Annotated in this window: 19 protein-coding genes; 7 read left to right on the top strand and 12 right to left on the bottom strand. The window is 63.9% G+C overall.

All coding sequences use genetic code 11. The features are described 5' to 3' along the window. Positions 1-115: 115 nt before the first annotated feature. Positions 116-733: a 2-hydroxychromene-2-carboxylate isomerase gene (locus AC3FNH_RS31725; protein ID WP_488722905.1), complete on the bottom strand. Its 618-nt coding sequence runs from the start codon at positions 731-733 to the stop codon at positions 116-118. 44 nt (positions 734-777) lie between these two features. Next, positions 778-1506, bottom strand: coding sequence for an SDR family oxidoreductase (locus AC3FNH_RS31730; protein ID WP_488722906.1), 729 nt, complete (start codon positions 1504-1506; stop codon positions 778-780). A gap of 276 nt (positions 1507-1782) precedes the next feature. Here AC3FNH_RS31730 and AC3FNH_RS31735 point away from each other — a divergent pair, with 276 nt between their 5' ends. Together AC3FNH_RS31735 and AC3FNH_RS31740 are read left to right on the top strand one after the other, a co-directional pair. Continuing rightward, positions 1783-2658 (top strand): IclR family transcriptional regulator, encoded by an 876-nt coding sequence (locus AC3FNH_RS31735; RefSeq protein ID WP_488722907.1) that lies wholly within the window; start codon positions 1783-1785, stop codon positions 2656-2658. 196 nt (positions 2659-2854) lie between these two features. Continuing rightward, entirely contained in the window at positions 2855-3286 is a 432-nt protein-coding gene (locus AC3FNH_RS31740; RefSeq protein ID WP_276102930.1) for a hypothetical protein, read from the top strand. A 10-nt stretch (positions 3287-3296) separates the two neighbouring features. On the opposite strand, the gene metC is transcribed toward AC3FNH_RS31740, so the two are convergent. From metC to AC3FNH_RS31770, 6 genes are all read right to left on the bottom strand, one after another. Then, the gene (gene metC, locus AC3FNH_RS31745; protein ID WP_488722908.1) at positions 3297-4523 is read right to left on the bottom strand and encodes a cystathionine beta-lyase; all 1227 of its coding nucleotides are present in this window, start codon (positions 4521-4523) and stop codon (positions 3297-3299) included. A 74-nt stretch (positions 4524-4597) separates the two neighbouring features. Continuing rightward, positions 4598-5611 (bottom strand): D-cysteine desulfhydrase, encoded by a 1014-nt coding sequence (locus AC3FNH_RS31750; RefSeq protein ID WP_488722909.1) that lies wholly within the window; start codon positions 5609-5611, stop codon positions 4598-4600. Positions 5612-5706: 95 nt separating this feature from the next. Further along, on the bottom strand, positions 5707-6432 hold the full coding sequence (locus AC3FNH_RS31755) for an amino acid ABC transporter ATP-binding protein (protein ID WP_488722910.1): 726 nt from the start codon (positions 6430-6432) through the stop codon (positions 5707-5709). A 54-nt stretch (positions 6433-6486) separates the two neighbouring features. Then, positions 6487-7146 carry an amino acid ABC transporter permease gene (locus AC3FNH_RS31760; protein ID WP_276102934.1) on the bottom strand — a complete coding sequence of 220 codons (660 nt, stop codon included), beginning with the start codon at positions 7144-7146 and terminating at the stop codon, positions 6487-6489. A 72-nt stretch (positions 7147-7218) separates the two neighbouring features. Continuing rightward, entirely contained in the window at positions 7219-8019 is an 801-nt protein-coding gene (locus AC3FNH_RS31765; RefSeq protein WP_488722911.1) for a transporter substrate-binding domain-containing protein, read from the bottom strand. A 322-nt stretch (positions 8020-8341) separates the two neighbouring features. Beyond that, on the bottom strand, positions 8342-8689 hold the full coding sequence (locus AC3FNH_RS31770) for a DUF3088 domain-containing protein (protein ID WP_276102936.1): 348 nt from the start codon (positions 8687-8689) through the stop codon (positions 8342-8344). 237 nt (positions 8690-8926) lie between these two features. Between AC3FNH_RS31770 and ftrA the strand changes: the two genes are divergently transcribed. Next, positions 8927-9916: a transcriptional regulator FtrA gene (ftrA, locus tag AC3FNH_RS31775; protein WP_488722917.1), complete on the top strand. Its 990-nt coding sequence runs from the start codon at positions 8927-8929 to the stop codon at positions 9914-9916. An 83-nt stretch (positions 9917-9999) separates the two neighbouring features. Here ftrA and AC3FNH_RS31780 read toward each other — a convergent pair whose 3' ends face one another. Genes AC3FNH_RS31780 through AC3FNH_RS31790 form a run of 3 tightly spaced genes read right to left on the bottom strand, consistent with a single transcriptional unit; the run spans position 10000 to position 12803 of the window. Continuing rightward, on the bottom strand, positions 10000-10770 hold the full coding sequence (locus tag AC3FNH_RS31780) for an IclR family transcriptional regulator (RefSeq protein WP_488722912.1): 771 nt from the start codon (positions 10768-10770) through the stop codon (positions 10000-10002). Positions 10771-10827: 57 nt separating this feature from the next. Then, on the bottom strand, positions 10828-11850 hold the full coding sequence (gene dmpG / locus AC3FNH_RS31785) for a 4-hydroxy-2-oxovalerate aldolase (RefSeq protein WP_276102939.1): 1023 nt from the start codon (positions 11848-11850) through the stop codon (positions 10828-10830). Positions 11851-11861: 11 nt separating this feature from the next. Continuing rightward, on the bottom strand, positions 11862-12803 hold the full coding sequence (locus tag AC3FNH_RS31790) for an acetaldehyde dehydrogenase (acetylating) (RefSeq protein ID WP_488722913.1): 942 nt from the start codon (positions 12801-12803) through the stop codon (positions 11862-11864). Positions 12804-13101: 298 nt separating this feature from the next. On the opposite strand from AC3FNH_RS31790, the gene AC3FNH_RS31795 reads away from it, so the two are divergent. Next, positions 13102-13428 carry a hypothetical protein gene (locus tag AC3FNH_RS31795; RefSeq protein ID WP_276102940.1) on the top strand — a complete coding sequence of 109 codons (327 nt, stop codon included), beginning with the start codon at positions 13102-13104 and terminating at the stop codon, positions 13426-13428. A 47-nt stretch (positions 13429-13475) separates the two neighbouring features. Here AC3FNH_RS31795 and AC3FNH_RS31800 read toward each other — a convergent pair whose 3' ends face one another. Then, complete coding sequence (locus AC3FNH_RS31800; RefSeq protein WP_488722914.1) at positions 13476-15815, bottom strand: ATP-dependent DNA helicase; 2340 nt, start codon at positions 15813-15815, stop codon at positions 13476-13478. Between the two features lie 276 nt (positions 15816-16091). On the opposite strand from AC3FNH_RS31800, the gene AC3FNH_RS31805 reads away from it, so the two are divergent. The 3 genes from AC3FNH_RS31805 to AC3FNH_RS31815 all read left to right on the top strand — a co-directional run bounded on the left by AC3FNH_RS31805 (position 16092) and on the right by AC3FNH_RS31815 (position 20578). Beyond that, entirely contained in the window at positions 16092-17390 is a 1299-nt protein-coding gene (locus tag AC3FNH_RS31805; RefSeq protein ID WP_488722915.1) for an MFS transporter, read from the top strand. Between the two features lie 151 nt (positions 17391-17541). Beyond that, entirely contained in the window at positions 17542-18648 is a 1107-nt protein-coding gene (locus AC3FNH_RS31810; protein WP_276102943.1) for a porin, read from the top strand. Between the two features lie 88 nt (positions 18649-18736). Next, complete coding sequence (locus tag AC3FNH_RS31815; protein WP_488722916.1) at positions 18737-20578, top strand: methyl-accepting chemotaxis protein; 1842 nt, start codon at positions 18737-18739, stop codon at positions 20576-20578. Positions 20579-20712 lie beyond the last annotated feature (134 nt).

A 20712-nucleotide genomic window follows, 5' to 3' on the forward strand; every position in this document is an offset into this window, starting at 1 on the left:
GCGGATTACCCGTGTGAAAGTAGGTCATCGCCAGGCTCTTACAATGCAAAACCCCTCGACAGCGTGTGCTGCGAGGGGTTTTTGCTTTGGGGCGGCGGCTCGCGCAGTTTTGACGCTACGCTGACTTGATCCGCTCGATTTCTTCTTCGACGTCGCGCAAGCGGTCTTTCCCAAAATAGATCTCGTCATTGACGAAGAAGGTTGGCGAGCCGAAGGCGCCGCGCTCGAATGATGCTTGTGTGTTCTTTAGCAGCATTTCCTTGATTTCCGGATCGCTTATCCGTCCAAGCAGGCGCTCGGCATCGAGGCCGGCCTCGCGCAGCACGGTTGCGATCGTTGCAGGATCGTCCATCTTCTTTTCCTGTTCCCACATCGCCGAGAACACCGCATCGACATAGCGCTCGAAGCAGCCCTCGAACCGGGCCGCGACCGCGCCACGCATGATTTGCAGGGTGTTGACGGGAAAATGCGGGTTGAACCCGTAAGCAGTGAGTCCGTGCTTCGTGACAAAGCGCGTGATTTCCAGCTGACCGTACTCCGGCTTGTTCTTGATGCCCGCGAAGGCTTCACCTGGCGAGCGGTTGCCCGTCAGCCGGAACAGGCCTCCCAGAAGGACTGGCACATACTCGAACTTCACCCCGGTGCGCTGCTCGATGGACGGGATGACCTTGTGAGAGAGGTACGAATTGGGGCTGCCAAAATCAAAGTGGAACTGCACGACGGGGGTATTCATTTGATGTCACTCCAGTGTGGCGTTCTTCAACCAGTCACAACGCATTACCAGGCCTCGATCCAGGGGCGCAGGTCGAGTTCGTGGGTCCACGCGTCGCGCGGTTGCTGGTGCAGCATCCAGTAGGTGTCGGCGATGTGCTCGGGATTGAGAATGCCGTCGCGATCCTTCAGGGCGTAGCGCTCGGGGAAGGTCTCGCGGATAAACTCGGTATCGATGGCGCCATCGATGATGGGATGGGCCACGTGAATGCCCTTGGGGCCAAGTTCCTTGGCCATGGATTGCGCCAGCGCGCGCAGTCCGTGCTTGGCCCCTGCAAACGCGGAGAAGCCCGCCCGGCCGCGCAGGCTGGCCGTCGCACCGGTGAAGAAGATGGAGCCGCGGCCGCGGGGTGCCATTACCTTTGCCGTCTCGCGTCCCATCAGGAAGCCGGCAAAGCACGCCATTTCCCAGACCTTGTAGTAGACGCGAGCGGTCGTTTCCAGGACGTCGAAGCGGACATTGGCACCGATGTTGAAGACCGCAATCTCGATCGGCGCGATGTTCGCCTCGATGTTCTGCACCAGCGCCGTCATTTCCTCTTCCTTGCGCGCGTCCGAGCCGAAAGCATGGGCGACGCCGCCTTCGGCTTCGATCTGGGCGACCAGGGGCGCGAGCTTGTCGGCATTACGCCTTGTGACGCACGCGATATATCCCTCGCGTGCAAAGCGGCGGGCAATGGCGCCGCCCGTCGCATCGCCTGCGCCGACGACGAGGATGGCCATTTTTTCACTCATGGTGTCTCCTTGTAAATATTCTGCGGAATAACAAACTGCATTGCGGGTCAGTATGGATTTCACCTTTGCGAGTGTCAACGAGGAGCTCTTAAGATACCGGCAGATTTGTCATCTTGCGGACTGCATATCGAGCTTGTAGACTGCATAGCGGTTCATTGGAGCAGCGAGTGATCCGAGCGCTGGTTCGGCTTCCGCGGCACCCAACGGAAAACCGCCCAAGGGTGATATGTAGAAGCGGCCGCAAGCGTGCGAGGCAATCGCGCAAGGAAAATCAGCATGGCAACAGAATTGAAGCAAGAGGAGTTGAGCCGCGCATTGGCCACGGACGTCAACGACGCCGAGCAAGAGGCCCGGGGCGACGAGAGTCAGGACCGGCATTTCGTCACGGCGCTGGCGCGGGGCCTTGAGGTACTCAGCTGTTTTCGCAGCGAGGACAGCTTCCTTGCCAACCACGAGATTGCCATGCGCTGCGGGCTGCCGAAATCGACCGTCACCCGGCTCACCTATACCCTGACGAAGCTCGGCTATCTGCATCTCGTTCCGGACAGCGGAAAGTACCGGCTTGGCACGGCGACGGCCGCGCTGGGCAGTTCCATGCTGGTCAATCTTGACGTGCGGCAGGTGGCACGACCGTACCTGAGGTCATTGGCAGCCGAAACCGGCGCTGTCGTGGCGCTGACGACGCGCGACCGGCTCTCGATGCTGTATCTCGAGTGCTGCCGCAGCACGTCGATCGTCACCCTCAGCCTCGATGTCGGGTCCCGCATTCCACTGGGAACCAGCGCGTCGGGGATGGCTTTGCTGGCAGCGCTGCCTGCGAGCGAGAGGGCCGACCTCATGGAACGCATCCGGGACCTGGATCAGGGCAACTGGCCGCACACCGAGCGCGGCATCCTGAAGGCGATCGAGGAATATCGCGCCACGGGATGCGCGACCTCGGCCGGCAACTGGATCAGGGAGGTCCATGGTATTGCCACGCCACTATGGCCGGGCAGGGGGCTGCCCTTGATGACAATCAGCGTGGCGGGGGCAGCGGGCTATTTTCCCGTTGCACGCCTGCACGAGGAGATCCGCCCGAAGCTTCTGGATACCGTCAGGGAAATCGAACGGAATCTCGGGCAGCGCCCGGAAGCGCCGGCTCCGATGCCGTAGCGCTGCGCGCCTCGGTTCAGCGCCACCGGGCAGGCCGTCCCGTCGGAGGAGCGCCTGCGGGGCAAGGATATGGGCTTCGGCCCACCTCACCGGAGCGCGCTACAGAACCTCATGGTAAGGTTGCCGGAATGCGCTCACAGACTTCAACTGGTGATAGCTGGGCGCCACTTATTTGCTGTCTGGAGAATGACGCAGCGTGGGTGATGCGAAACAGAATACGCGGCATACGCTGCTGGCCGAGAAGGTGGCGATCAGCCGGGCCTTGCGCCTGAGCGTGCCGCCAGAGGCCAGGCCCGCGCCGGTCAGCAGGCAGGAGTGGCTGCGGCAGCGCAAGGAGCAGCTGCGGGCTGCCCGCGCCGCTGCGAAGCAAAGGCGCGAACTGCTCAAGGCGGAAATCCTGTCGGCCGCGCGCGATATCGCCCGCGAGGAGCGTGTTGCCGCGCGGCTGGAGGCTGATCGCCTGAAGGCCAATGCGAAGAGCGAGCGGACCTACGCACGGGAGGACGAACGCGCTGCCGCCAAGTTCGAACGCGGGCAGCCCGCCCGTGCGGCGTCAAAACGAAAGACGCTTGCCAAGGAGAAGCGCAAGCTGGTCTCCTACACTGACCTGCTGCGCATGCGCGGGTGAACAGGGCAGGTCAGGTCGCGCCGATCGGCTCGGAGCCCACGTCTTCATTTTCCGTCAGGGACTCATGCACGGTGAGCGCCAGCAGACCCCGTTGGAGATCGTCGATCAGGTCCTGCGGGTCCTCAAGTCCCACATGCAGACGCACTGCCTGTCCCTGGTAGGGCCAGCGTGAGCCGGTGCATCCCTTGCCCGGGGTGAACGGGATCGCGAGGCTTTCATAGCCACCCCAGGAAACACCGAGTCCGAAATGATCGAGCGCGTCGATGAAGGCCGCGAGCGACGCCTTCGAATTCGTGCGCAGCACCGCCGAGAAGAGGCCGCAGGCGCCGGTAAAGTCGCGCTTCCATAGTGCATGTCCCGGGTGGGATGGCAATGCGGGATGCAGGACCGCCTCGACCTGCGGCTGACGCTCCAGCCATTGCGCGACGTGCAGCCCGGATTGCCAGTGACGCTGCAATCTGACGGCCAGGGTACGCAGGCCGCGCAGGGCCAGATAGATGTCATCCGGGCCGGCAGTCTGCCCCAGGTCATGCGTCGTCTGCTTGACCAGGGGCCAGGTGTCCCGATTGCAGGTCACCACGCCGAGCATGGCGTCGGAATGGCCCACGATGTATTTCGTGGCGGCGTGGATCGAGACGTCGACGCCGTGCGCGAATGGCTTGAAATAGAGTGGCGTCCCCCAGGTGTTATCCATGACGACATAAGCGCCGTGCTTGTGCGCCGCCGCGGAGATGGCGGGTATATCCTGGATGTCGAGGGTCTCGGAGCCGGGCGATTCCACATAGACGACGCGGGTATTGGGCCGGAACAGGGCCTCGATCGGCTTGCCGTCAACAGGATCATAAGTCTCGACTTCGACGCCGAAGCGCGCCATGACGCGCTCCAGGAAGGCGCGTGTCGGCGAATAGGCGCTGTCGCTCACGAGGACATGGTCGCCTGCCGACAGCAGGGCGGTCAGCGCCGTACTGATCGCGGCAAGGCCCGAAGGAAAGACCAGCGATCGGTGTCCACCTTCGAGGGCGGCCATGGCTTCTTCGAACGCATGGGTCGTGGGTGTGCCATAGCGGCCATAGGTAGTGGCCCCGGGTTCTTCCGCGGCGCGCGCGCGCTTCATCTCTTCCCATTCGGCCATCGACCCCGCGAGGATGGTCGATGCCCGGAAGATCGGGGTGTTCACTACGCCGCCAAAGCGCTCCGGGTGGCGGCCGGCACAAACGAGTTGGGTGCTTTCCTTCATAGGATCTCCATGGATGTTCGATGCGGCATCGGTATTGCAAGTGCCGCCGGGATGTCTGATACGCAGGCGGGCGGCTAGAGTGGGGCCGCCTGGAGCGCGTCGCGATAGGCGAACAGCGCCGGAGCGCCGCCGGTATGCAGGAACAGCAGCGGACCGTCGCCATCGAAGCGTTTGCGCATCACGCCGTCGAGCAAGCCGGCCATCGCTTTCGCCGTATAGACAGGGTCGAGCAGCACGCCCTCCGTGCGGGCCAGCAGGCCGATGGCATCGAGCGCAGCCTGGTTGGGTTCACCATAGCGGGGCAGGAAGTATTCGTCCCACAGTTCGAGCCGAAGATCCGCTGGCACTTCGATGCCGAGCAAATCCGCCGTTCCGTCGATCAGGCCCGCCACCTTGGGTGCCTGTGCCGCGACAGTTCGCGAGACGGTGATGCCGATGACTTGTGCATCGGGCATGGCATGGGCCAGTGCCAGCGCAAGCCCCCCGTGGGTTCCGGCACTCCCGGACGCCAGCACGACGGCAGAGAATGAAATGCCCATCGCTTCGGCTTGCTGCGCGAGTTCCAGGCCGGCCTGTACATATCCCAATGCGCCAAGCGGATTGGATCCGCCGATCGGGACGATGTAGGGCTTGTACCCGTCGCTACGCAGCCGTTCAGCCAGCGCTTGCAGCTGTGCGTCGGCGTTGTCGAGCGTAGCAACCGGCTCAGCGTGCGCGTCGAACAGGTCGAGCAGCAGGCGGTTGCCGCTGTGCAGGTAGTCGGCGTCGGTGGTGCCAGTGGGATTTTCCAGCAACGCGTGGCAGCGCAGTCCGAGACGGGCTGCGACGGCGGCTGTCTGCCGGACATGATTCGACTGAATCGCGCCGGCAGTCACTAGCGTATCGGCACCGTGGCGCAAGGCATCGGCCGCCAGGAATTCAAGCTTGCGCAGCTTGTTCCCGCCAAAAGCGAGTGGCGTGGTGTCATCGCGCTTGATATAGACATCGCGACCGAGCATGCCGGACAAGCGCTCGAGCTTCTGCAGGGGTGTGGCCGCGCCAACCAGTTCGAGGCGTGAAAATGAAGCAATGCGATCCGAGATTTTCATGGGTTTGGACTCTGGGGAGGTAAACCAGGCAAGGCGGATGCCGCCAGGGGAGCGACTCCCCGACTTCCGTCTTCATGCCAGCCAGCACGCCTGCATCAGTGCAGGATCTTCGCCAGGAACTCCTTTGCACGGGCTGACTTGGGATCGCCGAAAAAGGCTTCCTTGCCTGTGTCCTCGACGATGGCGCCGCTATCCATGAAGATCACGCGGTTGGCAACCTTCTTCGCGAACCCCATTTCGTGGGTGACGCAGATCATCGTCATGCCTTCGCGAGCGAGTCCCGTCATGACGTCGAGCACCTCGTTGATCATTTCCGGGTCGAGTGCCGATGTGGGTTCATCGAACAGCATGGCGACAGGATCCATCGACAAGGCGCGTGCGATGGCAACGCGCTGTTGCTGTCCGCCGGAAAGCTGCGCGGGGAACTTGGCGGCATGCGTTTTCAGGCCGACGCGCTCCAGCAGCCTCAAGCCCTTCTCGCGGGCCTCGTCCTTGCCGCGCTTCAGTACCTTGACCTGCGCCAGCGAAAGGTTGTCGAGAATGCTCAGGTGCGGGAACAGCTCGAAATGCTGGAACACCATGCCGACCCGCGAGCGCAACTGCGCAAGGTTGATCTTCGGATCCCCGACGCTGACGCCGTCCACGCTGATCCGGCCCTGCTGGAACGATTCCAGCCCGTTCACCGTCTTGATCAGCGTTGACTTGCCGGACCCCGACGGGCCGCAGATGACCACGACCTCGCCTTTCTCCACACGCGTGCTGCATGCATCCAGCACCTTGAACTGACCGTACCATTTCGATACGCCTTCGAGGGCAATCATTGTCTTGTCTCCTGCTTGCAGTTTGTGGTTGTAGTGCTTTGGCGGAGCGCGAGATCAGCGTGTCACGCGCAGCGTCAGCCGCGCCTCGATGCGCCGCTGCACCCACGACAGTCCCGTGCTGAGCAGCCAGTAGATGGCTGCCACCGACAGGTACAAGGGAAGCGGCTGGAACGTGGAGGCAATGATCTCCTGCGACGATCTCAGCAACTCGGTCACGGTGATGACCGACACCAGCGAGGTGTCCTTGATCAGGCTGATGAGCGTGTTGCCGAGGCTCGGCACGGCCAGCCGCAAGGCCTGCGGGCAGACGATGTAACGCAGCGTCTGCAGGTGGCTCAGCCCGAGGCTGTGCGCCGCGCTCCATTGCCCGCGGCTGATGCCCAGGATCGCGCCGCGCATGCTTTCCGAGAGGTAGGCGCCGGCGTTGGCCGTGAGGGTCAGGATGCCCGCGCTGGTCGGGTCCAGCGAGATGCCGAGGTCCGGCAGGCCATAGTAGACGACGAACATCTGCACCAGCAGCGGCGTACCGCGCATGACGCTGACATAGGCGCGTGCAATGCCGCTAAGGACAGGGCTGGCGCTGATGCCCATGATGGCGACAACGATCCCGACCAGCAGGCCGAAGACCATCGAGGCCAGGGCAAACTTCACGGTGATCGCGGCGCCTTGCAGGAGCAACGGCGAGGCATGAATAATCAGATCAAAAGGGCTCATGGTGCGATCCATTGCTGTGGCCAGGCACGCCCGCGCCTGACGGGACGGGCGTGTTGTCAGGCGTGGCGGTGATTACTGTGCGAGGGGTTGGCTGGCATCGGTGCCAAGCCACTGAACGGACAGCTTGCGCAAGGTGCCGTCCCGCTGCAGCGCGTTGAGGGCGTCGTCAATCGCCTTGGCGAACCTGGGATTGCCCTTGCGATAGGGAATACCCATCTCCAGCTTTGTGCCGGCCAGCAGCGCGCCGGTACGTAGCGGCAGGTTCGCGTTCTTGATCAGGTACGGCAGCATCAGGCGATCATTGAGCGCGGCATCGATGCGGCCGGCCGCGAGATCGCGCAGGTTTTCCGAGGTGCCCGGATAGGTCTGCACCTGGATGCCCGACACCGATTTCGCCAGGTCGGCGTAGTTGCTGCCCAGCGTGACGCCGACGGATTTGCCCTTCAGCTCTTCCAGGGACCCGAACTCGCGCTTGTCGTCGCTGCGCTGAAGTACCTGCACCGCGGAATAGACGTAGGGCTGCGTGAAATCGAGCGCCCGCCTGCGTGCCGGCGTCATGCTGACCTGGTTGACGATAACGTCGAACTTGCCGGCCTGCAGGCCCGCGATGATGCCGCTCCACTCGGTGGTGATGAACTGGACCTTGAGGCCCATCTTGTCCGCCACCGCCCGGGCCACCGCGACGTCGAAGCCATCGAGCTGGCCCTGGGCGTTCCGATAGCCGAACGGCGGGTACGTGCCCTCCATGCCGACCTTCAGGACGCCGCTGGCCTTGACGGTATCGAGCAGGTCTTCAGCCTGTACGGCAGGTGCGGTGAAACCGAGGACGGTCGCCAGTAGCGCGCCTTGCAACAGCGATTGCAGCAGCTTCATGCCTTGTCTCCAATGTGGTTATAGGTATTGTCGAAGGGCAGCATCAGTGCCCGACAGGTTCTGTGAAACGACGACTTTCCTGATCGGTAACGGGCGCCCCCGCCGACCTCGAGACCGGCGTCTTGTCGAGACGCTGTGTCGTCCAGGCCGTGAGGGAAATCGTAGTGATCCGTCAGGGGAAAAAACTTTCAAAAGACAGCGAGGCGAAGCCTGCTCGTGGAATATTTTTCTCCGCATATCGGGATAAAGGCAACGGAGTTCCCGATATCCGGAAGGAAGTGCAAGAAGCCTCTCCCACTGGCAACGGCTTCGCTATCCGCGCTCAGCCAGCCGGGCGTGCTACGCCATATTGCGACGACAGGTATCGACGGATCTGGTCGGGGGAATCGATGAACCGGGTCTGGCCGACCATGCGGACCTCCACGCTGTCGTCGACCAGCGCGCGCCCGGCGCCGATCACCAGCACGGGGGCGGACTGGTTGGCTTCGCCGATCAACTCGACAATCGCCTGGCGCGGCCGCGGCGCATCGATGTACTCGACATCGATTTCGCTGCGCAACTGCGGGAAGAAGCTCAGCAGGCCTTCGACTGCAATGGCATCGCCGCAGTAGAAGGGGCCTTCCGAGCCTTGATAGAAGCCAGGGCGGAGCATCAGTAGCTTGTCTTTCACGTTGTCTCTCACTATGGATTGAAGGTTGAAGTTGGTGGTGTACGCAGTTCCCGATGTTTGCCGGGCCGCCAACCACCGGACAAAGGATAGGGTCGGGTAGGTAAACCCACTAGTGGCACGAACGACAATTAACGTCCGGATCATGCCAAAATGCGCTGCAGGGTGAATCGCGTGAAAGATGGCGCGCTGATCTCCCCCGCCAGGTCGTCTCAATCGCTACTTCAATCGATCTCTTTCGTGCCAGGAAACAAAGCGCAATCCAATGCCAAAGGCGGGTTGGTAGCCGTCGTCGTCTACGATGGCCTGAGCCTTTTCGAATACGGCAGCGCCGTTGAAGTATTCGGTCTGCCCCGGCCGGAAATGGGCGACGAGTGGTATCGCTTCGCGACATGCTCGGCCGATCCCGGGACGTTGCGCGGGGCGGGTGGCATCCAGGTGCAGGCCGACGGCGGTCTGGATCTGCTGTCGAAGGCGAATACGATCATCATTCCCGGCTGGCGCGGGATCGAAGCCGAAGTGCCGGAGGCGCTTTGCCGCGCCTTGCGCAAGGCGAACAAGCGCGGGGCGAGAGTCATGTCGATCTGCACCGGCGCTTTTGTATTGGCCGCCGCGGGATTGCTCGACGGCAAGCGCGCGACTACGCACTGGCGTCATGCGGCAGCACTCGCGCAGCGGTATCCGCAAGTGCGGGTGGAGGCGGACGTGCTCTACGTCGATGCCGGCGATGTCCTGACTTCCGCCGGAAGTGCCGCGGGAATCGACCTGTGCCTGCACCTGATCCGCCGGGACTTTGGTCCGCGCGCTGCCAATCAGGTCGCACGCCGGCTGGTCATGCCTCCGCACCGTGAAGGCGGTCAGGCCCAGTACATTGCGGAGCCGGTGTCGAAGCGCAGCAGCGCTTCGCTGGCCCCGCTGCTGGATGCGGTGCGCGCAACCCTTGGAGAAGACTGGCCGATTGTCAGGATGGCGGAGCAAGCGGCCATGAGTGCCCGCACCTTCCAGCGCCACTTCGTCAACATGATGGCCATGCCGCCGGGGGAGTGGCTGCTGATCGAACGGATCAGCCGTGCCAGGGTATTGCTCGAAGAGACCGGTCTATCGCTGGACGATATTGCGGTGCAAGTGGGCTTCGGCGCCGCGGCCACATTGCGCAATCATTTCCGCACAAGGCTTGGAACGAGTCCCGGTGACTACAGGCGGCGTTTCAGTGCCTCCGAAGAGCATTGATTCCGGCAAACGGCGGGCCAGGCTTCCGAAGTGACGGCCGTGGGGCTTTGCGGTGTCGGGGCGCAGACGTCACCCCGCAGACGTCACCCAAGCGTGCCGCCCAGCTTCGCGCTGATGGCCTGCGCCGCCCCGCGTACCGTGGGAATCAGCGCGCGCAAACGTGCCTCGTCGGTGGAATCGGCGGTGCCCGTGACGCTGACGGCGGCCACGGTCTTGCCGCTGGCATCGCGGATCGGTACCGCGACACAGCGGATGCCCGGAGCGTTTTCTTCCAGGTCGAATGCGTAGCCGCCTTGCGCGTAGGCGTGCATGCCGGCCAGCCAGGTCTCGAGCGGCAAGTTGATGTTGCCGCGCTCGGCATCGTACTGGTAGCGCTTGCGCCAGGATGCCTCGCCTTCGTCGAGGATCAGCGCCTTGCCGACACCGGTCGAGCAGACCGGCTTGCGTCCGCCGATGCGTGAGTTGACGCCGATCGGCCGCTGGGCGTCGATCTTGTCGAGATAGATGATCTCGTCGCCGTCGAGCATGGCCAGGTGAACGGTATCGCGGGTCTCATCGGCAAGCTGTTCGATGTTCTGCCGTGCGCTGCGGGCGATGTCGGAATCGCGGTAGGCGGCGAAGCCAAGCTCCAGCAGGCGGGCGCCCAGGCGATAGCCGCGGCGCGGTTCGAACTGCAGATAGCGGGCCTGCACCAGTGCCGAGGCCAGGCGATGCGTGGTGCTGAACGCCACGCCGGTGCGGTCGGCGATTTCCTGCACGGACTGGCAGCCGTCGGCAACGGCGTCGACCACATCCAGTCCGCGAAACAGCGTCTGGCTGGCCAGGGTTCGATTGGGGCTTGGCGTTCTTGACATGGCATGAAGTGTAACGCCGCTGGCGGGCGACCCACCAGCGGTGCAACGCTGCTTGCCTTAGGCGTGCTTGAGCAGGTCCAGCGCGACGTCGACGATCATGTCTTCCTGGCCGCCCACCATGCGGCGCTTGCCCAGTTCGACGAGGATGTCCACGGTCTTCAGGCCATACTTGTTCGCGGCGACTTCGGAGTGGCGCAGGAAGCTCGAATAGACGCCGGCATAGCCGAGTGCCAGCGTTTCGCGATCCACGCGCACGGGGCGGTCCTGCAGCGGGCGCACGATATCGTCGGCGGCGTCCATCAGCTTGTACAGGTCGGTGCCGTGCTCCCAGCCCAGGCGCTCGATGGCGGCGATGAACACTTCCAGCGGCGCATTGCCCGCGCCGGCGCCCATGCCGGCCAGCGATGCATCGATGCGGTCGCAGCCTTCTTCCACGGCCACGATCGAATTGGCCACGCCGAGCGACAGGTTGTGGTGGGCGTGGATGCCCGTATGCGTGTTCGGGTCGAGTACCGCCTTCAGCGCGCGGAAGCGGTCGCGCACGTCCTGCATGCCCAGCGCGCCGCCCGAGTCCACCACGTAGATGGTGGTGGCGCCGTACGACTCCATCTTCTTCGCTTCGACAGCGAGGTTCTCCGGCGTGGTCATGTGGCTCATCATCAGGAAGCCCACGGTGTCCATGCCGAGCTCGCGTGCGCGTTCGATGTGCTGGCGCGACACATCGGCTTCCGTGCAGTGCGTGGCCACGCGCACGATGCGCGCGCCGGCCTTGTAGGCGTTTTCGAGATCGTGGATCGTGCCGATGCCGGGCAGCAGCAGCGTGGCAATCTTCGCGTGTTCGATCTCGCCCGCGACCGCTTCGATCCATTCGAGATCGGTGTGGGCGCCGAAGCCATAGTTGAAGCTGGAGCCCTGCAGGCCGTCGCCGTGCGCCACTTCGATCGAATCGACGCGTGCCTGGTCCAGCGCGCGGGCGATGTCCTTGACGTTCTGGATCGAGTACTGGTGGCGGATGGCGTGGCTGCCATCGCGCAGCGTCACGTCGGAGATATACAGTTTCTTGCCGGGATTGAAAGCCATGGCGCGTCTCCTCAGGCGTTCAGAGCGCATTGCGCCATGCGTTCGGCAGTGGCGAGTGCGGCGGAGGTCATGATGTCGAGATTGCCGGCGTAGGCGGGCAGGTAGTGGGCCGCGCCTTCCACCTCCAGGAACACCGAGGTCTTGAGCCCGCTGAAGCGGCCCAGGCCAGGAATGTTGAGCGGTGCATCGGATGCAATCACATCGAACTGCACCTTCTGCTTCAGCCGGTAGCCCGGCACATAGGCCTGCACGGCGGCGGCCATGTCGTTGATCGACGCCTCGACTTCCGTCTGGCTGGCGGCATCGCTCAGCACATAGACCGTGTCGCGCATGATCAGCGGCGGCTCCGCCGGGTTCAGCACGATGATGGCCTTGCCCTTGGTGGCGCCGCCGATCACCTCGATGGCCTTCGACGTGGTCTCGGTGAACTCGTCGATGTTGGCCCGCGTGCCGGGTCCGGCCGACTTGCTGCTGATCGACGCGACGATCTCCGCGTAGTGCACCTTCGCCACGCGCGATACCGCGGCGACCATCGGGATGGTGGCCTGTCCGCCGCAGGTGACCATGTTCACGTTGCGCGCATCGAGACGGGCTTCGAGGTTGACCACGGGCACGCAGTACGGGCCGATGGCCGCCGGCGTCAGGTCGATCATGCGGATGTCCGGCTTCACTTCGCGCAGCCGCGCGTCGTTCCTGACGTGGGCGCCCGCGCTGGTGGCGTCGAACACCACGTCGATGTCGCGGAAGACGGGGAGGTTCAGCAAGCCTTCCACGCCTTCATGCGTGGTGGCCACGCCCATGCGGGCCGCCCGCGCGAGGCCGTCCGAGGCCGGGTCGATGCCGACCATTGCGCCCATTTCCAGGTGTTTGCCGTGGCGCAGGATCTTGATCATCAGATCCGTGCCGATATTGCCCGATCCGATGATCGCGGCCTTCAGTTTCCGATTTGCCAATGGAGCCTCCGTCTTCGGGCCGCCATGGCGACGGACCCGCTTTTTGTGAAGTGCTGTCTGTCGCAGGCCAGGACATCGCCGATCCGGTCCGGGTTTGCCCCTGCGCTGCGACGCAAGATTACTCCTCGCTCTCTTAAATATCAACATATAAGATTTGATCTCATATATTGAGAAAAAGATGTGGCGAATTGCGCGCAGAGGACGGCTACCAGGGGGCATATACTGCGGCATACGAATCGCACCACCAGACCCATCGCCCCGGTGGCAGCCAGCTTCGACACGATCAACAGGAGCGTTCATGCTTTCACCCATGTTCCACGCGCTGAGAGCCGCGTCGGTTGCGATGCTGCTGGCCGCGGCATCCTCGGCAGTGTTTGCCGCGCCGGCGGATGGCAAGCCGCTTGTGCTGGATACCCAAAGCGGCATCAGCGATGGCAAGCGCGGCGGCACCGGGCTGCAGACGGGCCCGCTCTCGCCACGTGACGCGGCAGGATCGCACCCCGGCATGACACCCGACGCGTCGCAGTATCCGGTCGTCGTCGCGCCATACATCGAGGTGCCGGTCGGTGGATCTAGGCCCCCTTATCCGGCGCCGCGTCCGAGACCGACGCCACACACGCCGTAACCCGGTAACCCGGCACTTTGATGACCGCCTGCCAGCCGAGCGGGCGGTTATTCGACTGAAGCGTCTGCGGGCCGCCGTTGTGGCTTCCTTGCTGGAACCTTCCACCATGCCGGCAGCATGTCCTGCACCTCGGGACGCGCGTAACGGTCATCGATCAGCCACACCACGCCGCGGTCCTCGCGGGTGCGGATCACGCGGCCGGCGGCCTGCACCACCTTGCGCAGGCCCGGATACAGGTAGGCGTAGTCATAGCCATGGCCCGCGCCGAAGGCGGCTTCCATGCGCTCGCGCAGTTGTTCGTTGACGGGGTTCACCTGGGGCAGGCCCAGCGTGGCCACGAAGGCGCCGATCAGCCGGTCGCCGGGAAGATCAACCCCCTCCGAGAACACGCCGCCCAGTACGGCGAAGCCGATGCCCCGGCCGCCCGGAGCGAACGCATCGAGGAAGGCGGCCCGGCCGGCCTCGGTCATGCCGCGTGCCTGCGACCACGTCGGGATACCGGGATGGAGTTCGGCCAGCAACGCCGCCGCCTGCTGCAGGTAATCATGGCTGCTGAAGAACGCCAGATAGTTGCCGGGGCGCTGCGCGAACTGGTCGGCCATCAGCGCGACGATGGCCGGCAGCGAACGTTGCCGGTGGGCATAGCGCGTGGAGATATGGCGCGCCACGCGCACGTCGAGCTGCTCTGCCTGGAACGGCGATGGCACCTCCACCCACACGGCACTGCCTGGCACGCCCAGCAGGTTGCGGTAGTAGTCGGCCGGCTGCAGCGTGGCCGAGAACAGCGTGGTCGAATGCGCGCCCGCGAAGCGCGGCGCGAGGTACGGCGCGGGCAGCAGGTTGCGCACGCACAGCGCGGCATCCACGCCGCTGCGGTGGCGCGGCGCGCGCGTGATATCGAACAGCGAATGCTTGCCGCCGTATTCCGTCATCTGCTCGGACAGGCGCAGGAAGTGCATCGCATCGAAATAGAAACGCTCAAGCGTGACGTCGTGCCGCTGCGGATGCTCGCTCATGTCGTCGATGATGGCGGTGCATAGCCGGGCCAGTGCCTCGATGAAAGCGGCGGGTTCTTCATCGCAAGTTTCGTAGGCGGCCTCGCCGGATCTGGCGAGCGCGTTCCATTGCCGGTAGACCCGGTTCATGTCGCGCTTGAGCGTGCCCGGCGCCGACAGCCGCACGCCGCGGAAGGCGGCGTGGTCGAGCGTGGCCGTGTACATGGCGCGGCCGCGTTCGACCAGGTTGTGCGCTTCGTCCACCAGCACGCTGACACGCCATTCGTTCAGCGCGGCCAGCGCATACAGCATCGCGCTGCGATCGAAATAGTAGTTGTAGTCGGCCACCACCAGGTCGCTCCAGCGGATCATCTCCTGGGCGAGGTAGTAGGGGCAGACCTCGTGCGTGCGAGCGATCTCGCGCACGGTGTGGCCATCGAGCAGCGCGGCATGGCTGGCGGCGTCGCGCGCGGCGGGCAGGCGGTCGTAGAAGCCTTTCGCCAGCGGGCATGAGTCGCCATGGCAGGCCAGGTCCGGATGCTCGCACGCCTTGTCGCGTGCCATCAGTTCCAGCACGCGCAGCGGCGCGTCATCGGCCCGGCGGCGCAGCTGCGCGGTGGCCTGCAGCGCAACCGCGCGGCCCGTCGAGCGCGCGGACAGGAAGAAGATCTTGTCGATGCGCTGGGTGGGCATGGCCTTCAGCGCCGGAAACACCGTGCCGATCGACTTGCCGATGCCGGTGGGTGCCTGCGCCAGCAGCGTGCGTGCGCTGGCGTTGGCCTTGTAGACCGATTCGGCCAGCAGGCGCTGCCCGTCGCGGAACGTGGCGTGCGGAAAGGCCAGTGCCTGCAGCCCCGCATCGCGATCGCTGCGATGGGCGATTTCCCGTTCCGCCCACTGCATGAAGCGGCGGCAGCTGTCTTCGAAGAACGCACGCAGCGCCGCGGCGTCGCAGCGTTCCTTCAGCACGCGCTCGCGCTGGCTCAGGATGTCGAAATAGACCAGCGCTACGTCGATCTGCGCGAGCTTGCGCGCTTCGCACAGCAGCCAGCCGTAGATCTTCGCCTGGGCCCAGTGCAGGGCCTGGTGGTTGCGCGGAATCTCGGCCTTGTCGCCGCGTACCGTCTTGATTTCCTCGATGCGGTTGGCCACGGGATCGTAGCCATCGGCACGGCCACGCACGCGCAGGCCTTCGAACTCGCCCGACAGCGCTACCTCGGACTCATAGCCAGGCCCGCGGCGGCTGGTGACCACGCCGTGGCCTGCCACGCCTTCCTGCCCGGTGGGCGAGGGCGTGAAGCGCAGGTCGAGGTCGCCCGCCTTGGCCGTGAATTCGCATAGCGTGCGAACGGCGACGGTATAGCGCAGCGGATCGGGTGGCGTGGCGGACAAGGCGCAGGACGGGGGAAATTGCGGGGCTGTATGAATATACAGTGATCCGGGACCTGCGGAAACATGCCCTCAGCGTATTCCCCGACCGGTGCATCGCCTTCGCGCCCTAAGCAAGTTTCCGTCGATATAGTGACTTACCATATTAACAACACATATAAATCATGCACTTACGACGATTGTAATTAAAGATTACGTATCCTATACTCCGGCCGGTTGCGCGACCCCTTAAACAAAACGCCTCAAATCGAAGGACACAAGGACAAGGAGACCCCCGTCATGCAATCCACGAGCACCGCCACGACGCTGGCGATTCCGCGCAGCAGCGTGCGCTGGAAGATCTTCCTGATGATGCTGCTGCTGGTGGCCATCAACTACATCGACCGGGCCTCGCTGTCGGTGGCCATGCCGCTGATCGCGAAGGAGTTCGACCTGAGCCCCGCCATGCAGGGGCTGATCCTCAGCTCGTTCTTCTGGACCTACGCCTTCATGCAGGTGCCGGGCGGCATGCTGGCAGACAAGTACAAGCCGCGCATCGTGATCGCCTGCGCCACGGTGTTCTGGGGCTTCTTCCAGGCGATCGCGGCGGCCTGCACCAACGCCACCTCGCTGATGCTGACCCGGCTCGGGCTCGGTGCCGCCGAAGCGCCGATCTACCCGGTCGGCGGCAAGCTCAATGCCATCTGGATGACCAGGAACGAGCGCGGCCGCGGCGCCACGCTGCTGGATGGCGGCGCACCGCTGGGCGCGGCGCTTGGTTCGCTCATCATCGCCGGGCTGATCAGCGAACTCGGCTCGTGGCGCATGTCGTTCGTGGTCGCCGGCGTCGGCACCGTGCTCGCTGGTTTCGTGGCGTGGTGGTACATCCGCAATTCCCCGCGCGAACACCGTGGCGTCAATGAACAGGAAGCCCGTCATATCGAGGACGCGCTTGCACTGGAGCACAGCGCGGAGCCGGCCAACCTGAGTGGCCGTTCGCTCGACTTCTTCAAGTACCGCTCGGTGTGGTGCATGGCCATCAGCTGGATGTGCTTCAACGCCGTGTTCTACGGCCTGCTGACCTGGATGCCCACCTACCTGAGCAAGGCCCGCGGCTTCGACCTCAAGCAGATGGGCGGCGCCAGCTTCCTCATCTTCTTCGCGGGGTTTGTCGGCGAACTGATCGGCGGCTGGATTGCCGACAAGTGGAAGGAAGCCGGAGGACGTCCCAACGTCGTGATGCGCACGCTGTTCGGCATCGCCGCCGTGGTGGCCACGGTGTCGATCTTCTCGGTGGCCTACGTCACCGACCCCGTGATGGTTGTGGTGCTGCTGTCTTCCACCCTGTTCTTCCTGCGCTGGTGCGGCCTGTTCTGGTCGGTGCCGTCGATGCTGGGCACCCGCAACAAGGTCGGCTTCCTCGGCGGCGTGATGAACCTGGGCGGCAATATCGCCGGCATCAGCGTGCCGATCATCGTCGGCCTGATCGTGCAGGCCACCGGCTCCTACTTCCTGGCGCTGATGTTCTTTGCCGCCTGCGGGGTCGGCCTGCTGCTCGCATCCACCAGCATCGACTACGAGAAGAAGATCCCGGTCTGACGGCGAAGTCCGGCAAGCCAAGTCCGGACGTCCGCAGATACCTGTCGGCCGTGCCCTTTGCGCAGAGGAGGCTGCGCAAAGGGCCGGCACAGCCGCACCGGGCCAATCGCCTCCATTAGCGCATCGCTAAGAACTTTCAAACAAGGAAAACATGAGGCTCAAACTAATCGCCATTTCCGCTGGTCTGCTTGCATCGGCTGGCGCCTGTGCCCAATCCAGCGTGACGCTCTACGGCGTCGTTGACGCCGGTATCGAATACCTGAATAGCGTCCCGAATGCAGCCAAGGCCAGTTCCAGTCTGGTGGCCATGCAATCGGGCAACCAGTCGGGTTCGCGCTGGGGCCTGCGCGGGTTAGAGGATCTGGGCGGCGGCCTGAAAGGCATCTTTACGCTGGAGAGCGGCTTCAACACGGATGACGGAAAAATGGCCCAGGGCGGTCGGTTGTTCGGTCGCGCCGCGTACGTAGGCTTGCAAAGCCGGTGGGGCCAGTTGACCCTGGGACGCCACACGGCTCCGTTCTGGGATTTCTCCGGCGCCTTCGACCCGATGGGCAACGCTGGCCGTTTCGCCATCGGCGCACAGGATCCGTTCATGCTTGGCCAGCGTGCGGACAACTCGGCCAAGTATGTCGGCACCTTTGGTGGCCTGACTGTGACTGGCCTGTACAGCTTCAACTACAACAACGCGGAAGTCCCCGGCAATTTCACCAATGGCCGCGAGTACTCGCTGATGGCCGTGTACGCCGCCGGTCCGTTCTCGGTCGGCGCCGTGTATGACCAGACCAACCAGTCGTCTGCCGCCGCACTGACCAGCAACCAGCTGATCCGTCGCGCGGCGCTTGCCGGCACCTATGCATTCGGCCCGGCCAAGCTCTATGCCGGCTACCGCTATGCGCGCTCGTTCAATGGCGCTTCCCTGCCCGGGACTGCCGGTGCTGCGAATACCTATGCCAACCTTGCCTGGGCTGGCCTGGGTTATCAACTGACACCGTCCTTCTCGCTGACCGGCGCCGCGTACTACCAGAATCTTGCCAACGCCCACGTTGGCAACCCCTGGCAGTTCGTGGCCACTGCCGACTATCTCTTCTCGAAGCGCACCGACCTGTACGCATCCATGGCGTACGCGGTGAATAGCAATGCACGTTCGGCGCTGGGCGTGAACGGGTTCAACGATGTGCTCGGCGCATCGTCAAGTGAACAAGTGGTGCCGGGCAAGAACCAGTTCGGCGCTGTCGTGGGCATTCGCCACAAGTTCTGAGCGGTCACGAGCTTGCGCAATCAGCCCGGTTTTTCCGGGCTTTTTTTGGTTTATCGCCGCCCTGCGCGATCGAGATCCTTACCTTCGTATGCTTCCATCCATTCGCTCAAAGATTCAGGCCATTTCCACCGGCATCGTCGTGACCGCACTGGCGCTGACCGCTGGCGTGACATACGTCATCGTTCGTCACAGCAATCTCGAAACGATTCAGCAAAATCTCGACGCCATCGCGACAGGCCATGCACTGGCTCTCGATGAATGGGTGGCGGCAAAGTCGACGATGGTGGATGCCGCGGCCGGGCAAATTGCACCCGGCGACCCGCACGGCTTGGTTCGGCAGCTGCAAAAAGCCGGCGCATTCCCGATTACCACGGCTGGCTGGAAGGACAAGTCCTTCGTGTCCAGCAAGGACCGGATGCCGGAGGGCTTCGATCCCACCGCCCGCCCCTGGTACAAGGAAACTGTGGCGGCAGGGAAACAGATTGTGTCCCGGCCATACGCCGATGCTGCGAGCGGCAAGCCCTTCGTCTCGTTTGCCGCACCGATCCTGCGCGACGGCGCCCTGGATGGCGTGGTTTCGGCTGTCGTGTCGCTCGATGGCGTGCGCGACGTCGTTGCCGCAGTTCATCCGACCCCGCAGAGCCTGGGCTTCGTGGTGGACAAGGACGGAACCATCCTGGCGCACCCGCAGGACAAGTACCTGCGCAAGCCGGCGGCCGAGCTGTCGCCGGCACTCACGCCGCTGACCCTGGCATCGCTGGCGAAAGAGACGGCTCCGCTTGAGGTGAAGCTGGATGGCGTGTCAAAGCTGCTGCGCGCCAAACCTGTTCACGGCACCGACTGGCAACTGGTCGTTGCACTCGACAAGGCAGAAGCCACGGCTGCGCTGGACAGCGTGGTCAAGGCCTCTGCCATCGCCATCGTGCTGCTGGCCATCGCTGCAGCCGAGCTTAGCGGCGTACTTACCGCTCAGGCATTTCGCCGGCTGTCCGGCGTGCGGGACGCGATGAACGAGATTGGCTCCGGTGACGGGGATCTGACGCAACGCCTGCCTGCCGCGGGCCGTGACGAGGTCACGCAGATTGCCGTCTCTTTCAATACCTTTGTCGAAAAACTTGGCGGCGTGCTGTTGCGGATCCGCCATGGCAGCGAGTCCGTCAGGATCGCGACCCGGGAGATCGAGGCCGGCAACCAGGACCTGTCGCGGCGGACCGAGATGGCGGCCAGCAATCTGGAGGAGACGGTCGCTTCGCTGTCCGAGCTGACGGGTTCGGTGCGGCGCTCCGCCGAGGCGACGGAGCAGGCCACGCGCCTGGCATCATCCGCCAGCGAGGCCGCCGCGCGAGGGGGTTCGGTGGTTTCCGACGTGGTGGCGACGATGGAGGAGATTGCGCATTCTTCCGTCAAGATCGTGGAGATCATTGGCGTGATTGACGGCATCGCCTTCCAGACCAATATCCTGGCATTGAATGCGTCGGTCGAAGCGGCACGCGCGGGCGAGCACGGCAAGGGCTTTGCGGTGGTTGCGAACGAAGTGCGCAGCCTGGCCCATCGCTGCGCGACGGCCGCCAAGGAGATCAAGGCGCTGATCGAGGCTTCGGATGTCAGCGTCCAGTCGGGGGCGCAACGGGTGCAGGCAGCGGGCGAGGCGATGAACGAGATCGTCGACGGTATTCGTCAGGTCACTGCGTTTATTGCCGAGATCAGTACGTCCATGGGTGAGCAGGCCACGGGCATCAGCCAGATCAACCAGGCGGTTGAAGAGATGGAGCAGGCAACGCAGCAGAATGCCGCGCTGGTGGAGCAGGCTGCAGCGGCTTCTTCGCTATTGAATGAACAGGCTCATACGCTGGCGGAGGCGGTTGCGGAGTTCAGGCTCGGTGAGGGGGGAGATAGTAGGGGGGTGGCTTGGGGGTTTGGCTTGTCGTGAGGCGGCGCTGTTTCGCCGGCTACGCCGGCAAAACAGCGGCGCCAGCCAAGCCGGACCTATCCGGAAATTTGTGTACGAGGCATATCATGAGAGGTAATGACCATGGATATGCCGATGAAGAAGAAACGTACGGT

It is taken from the genome of Cupriavidus sp. 22TCCZM01-5, assembly GCF_057798915.1.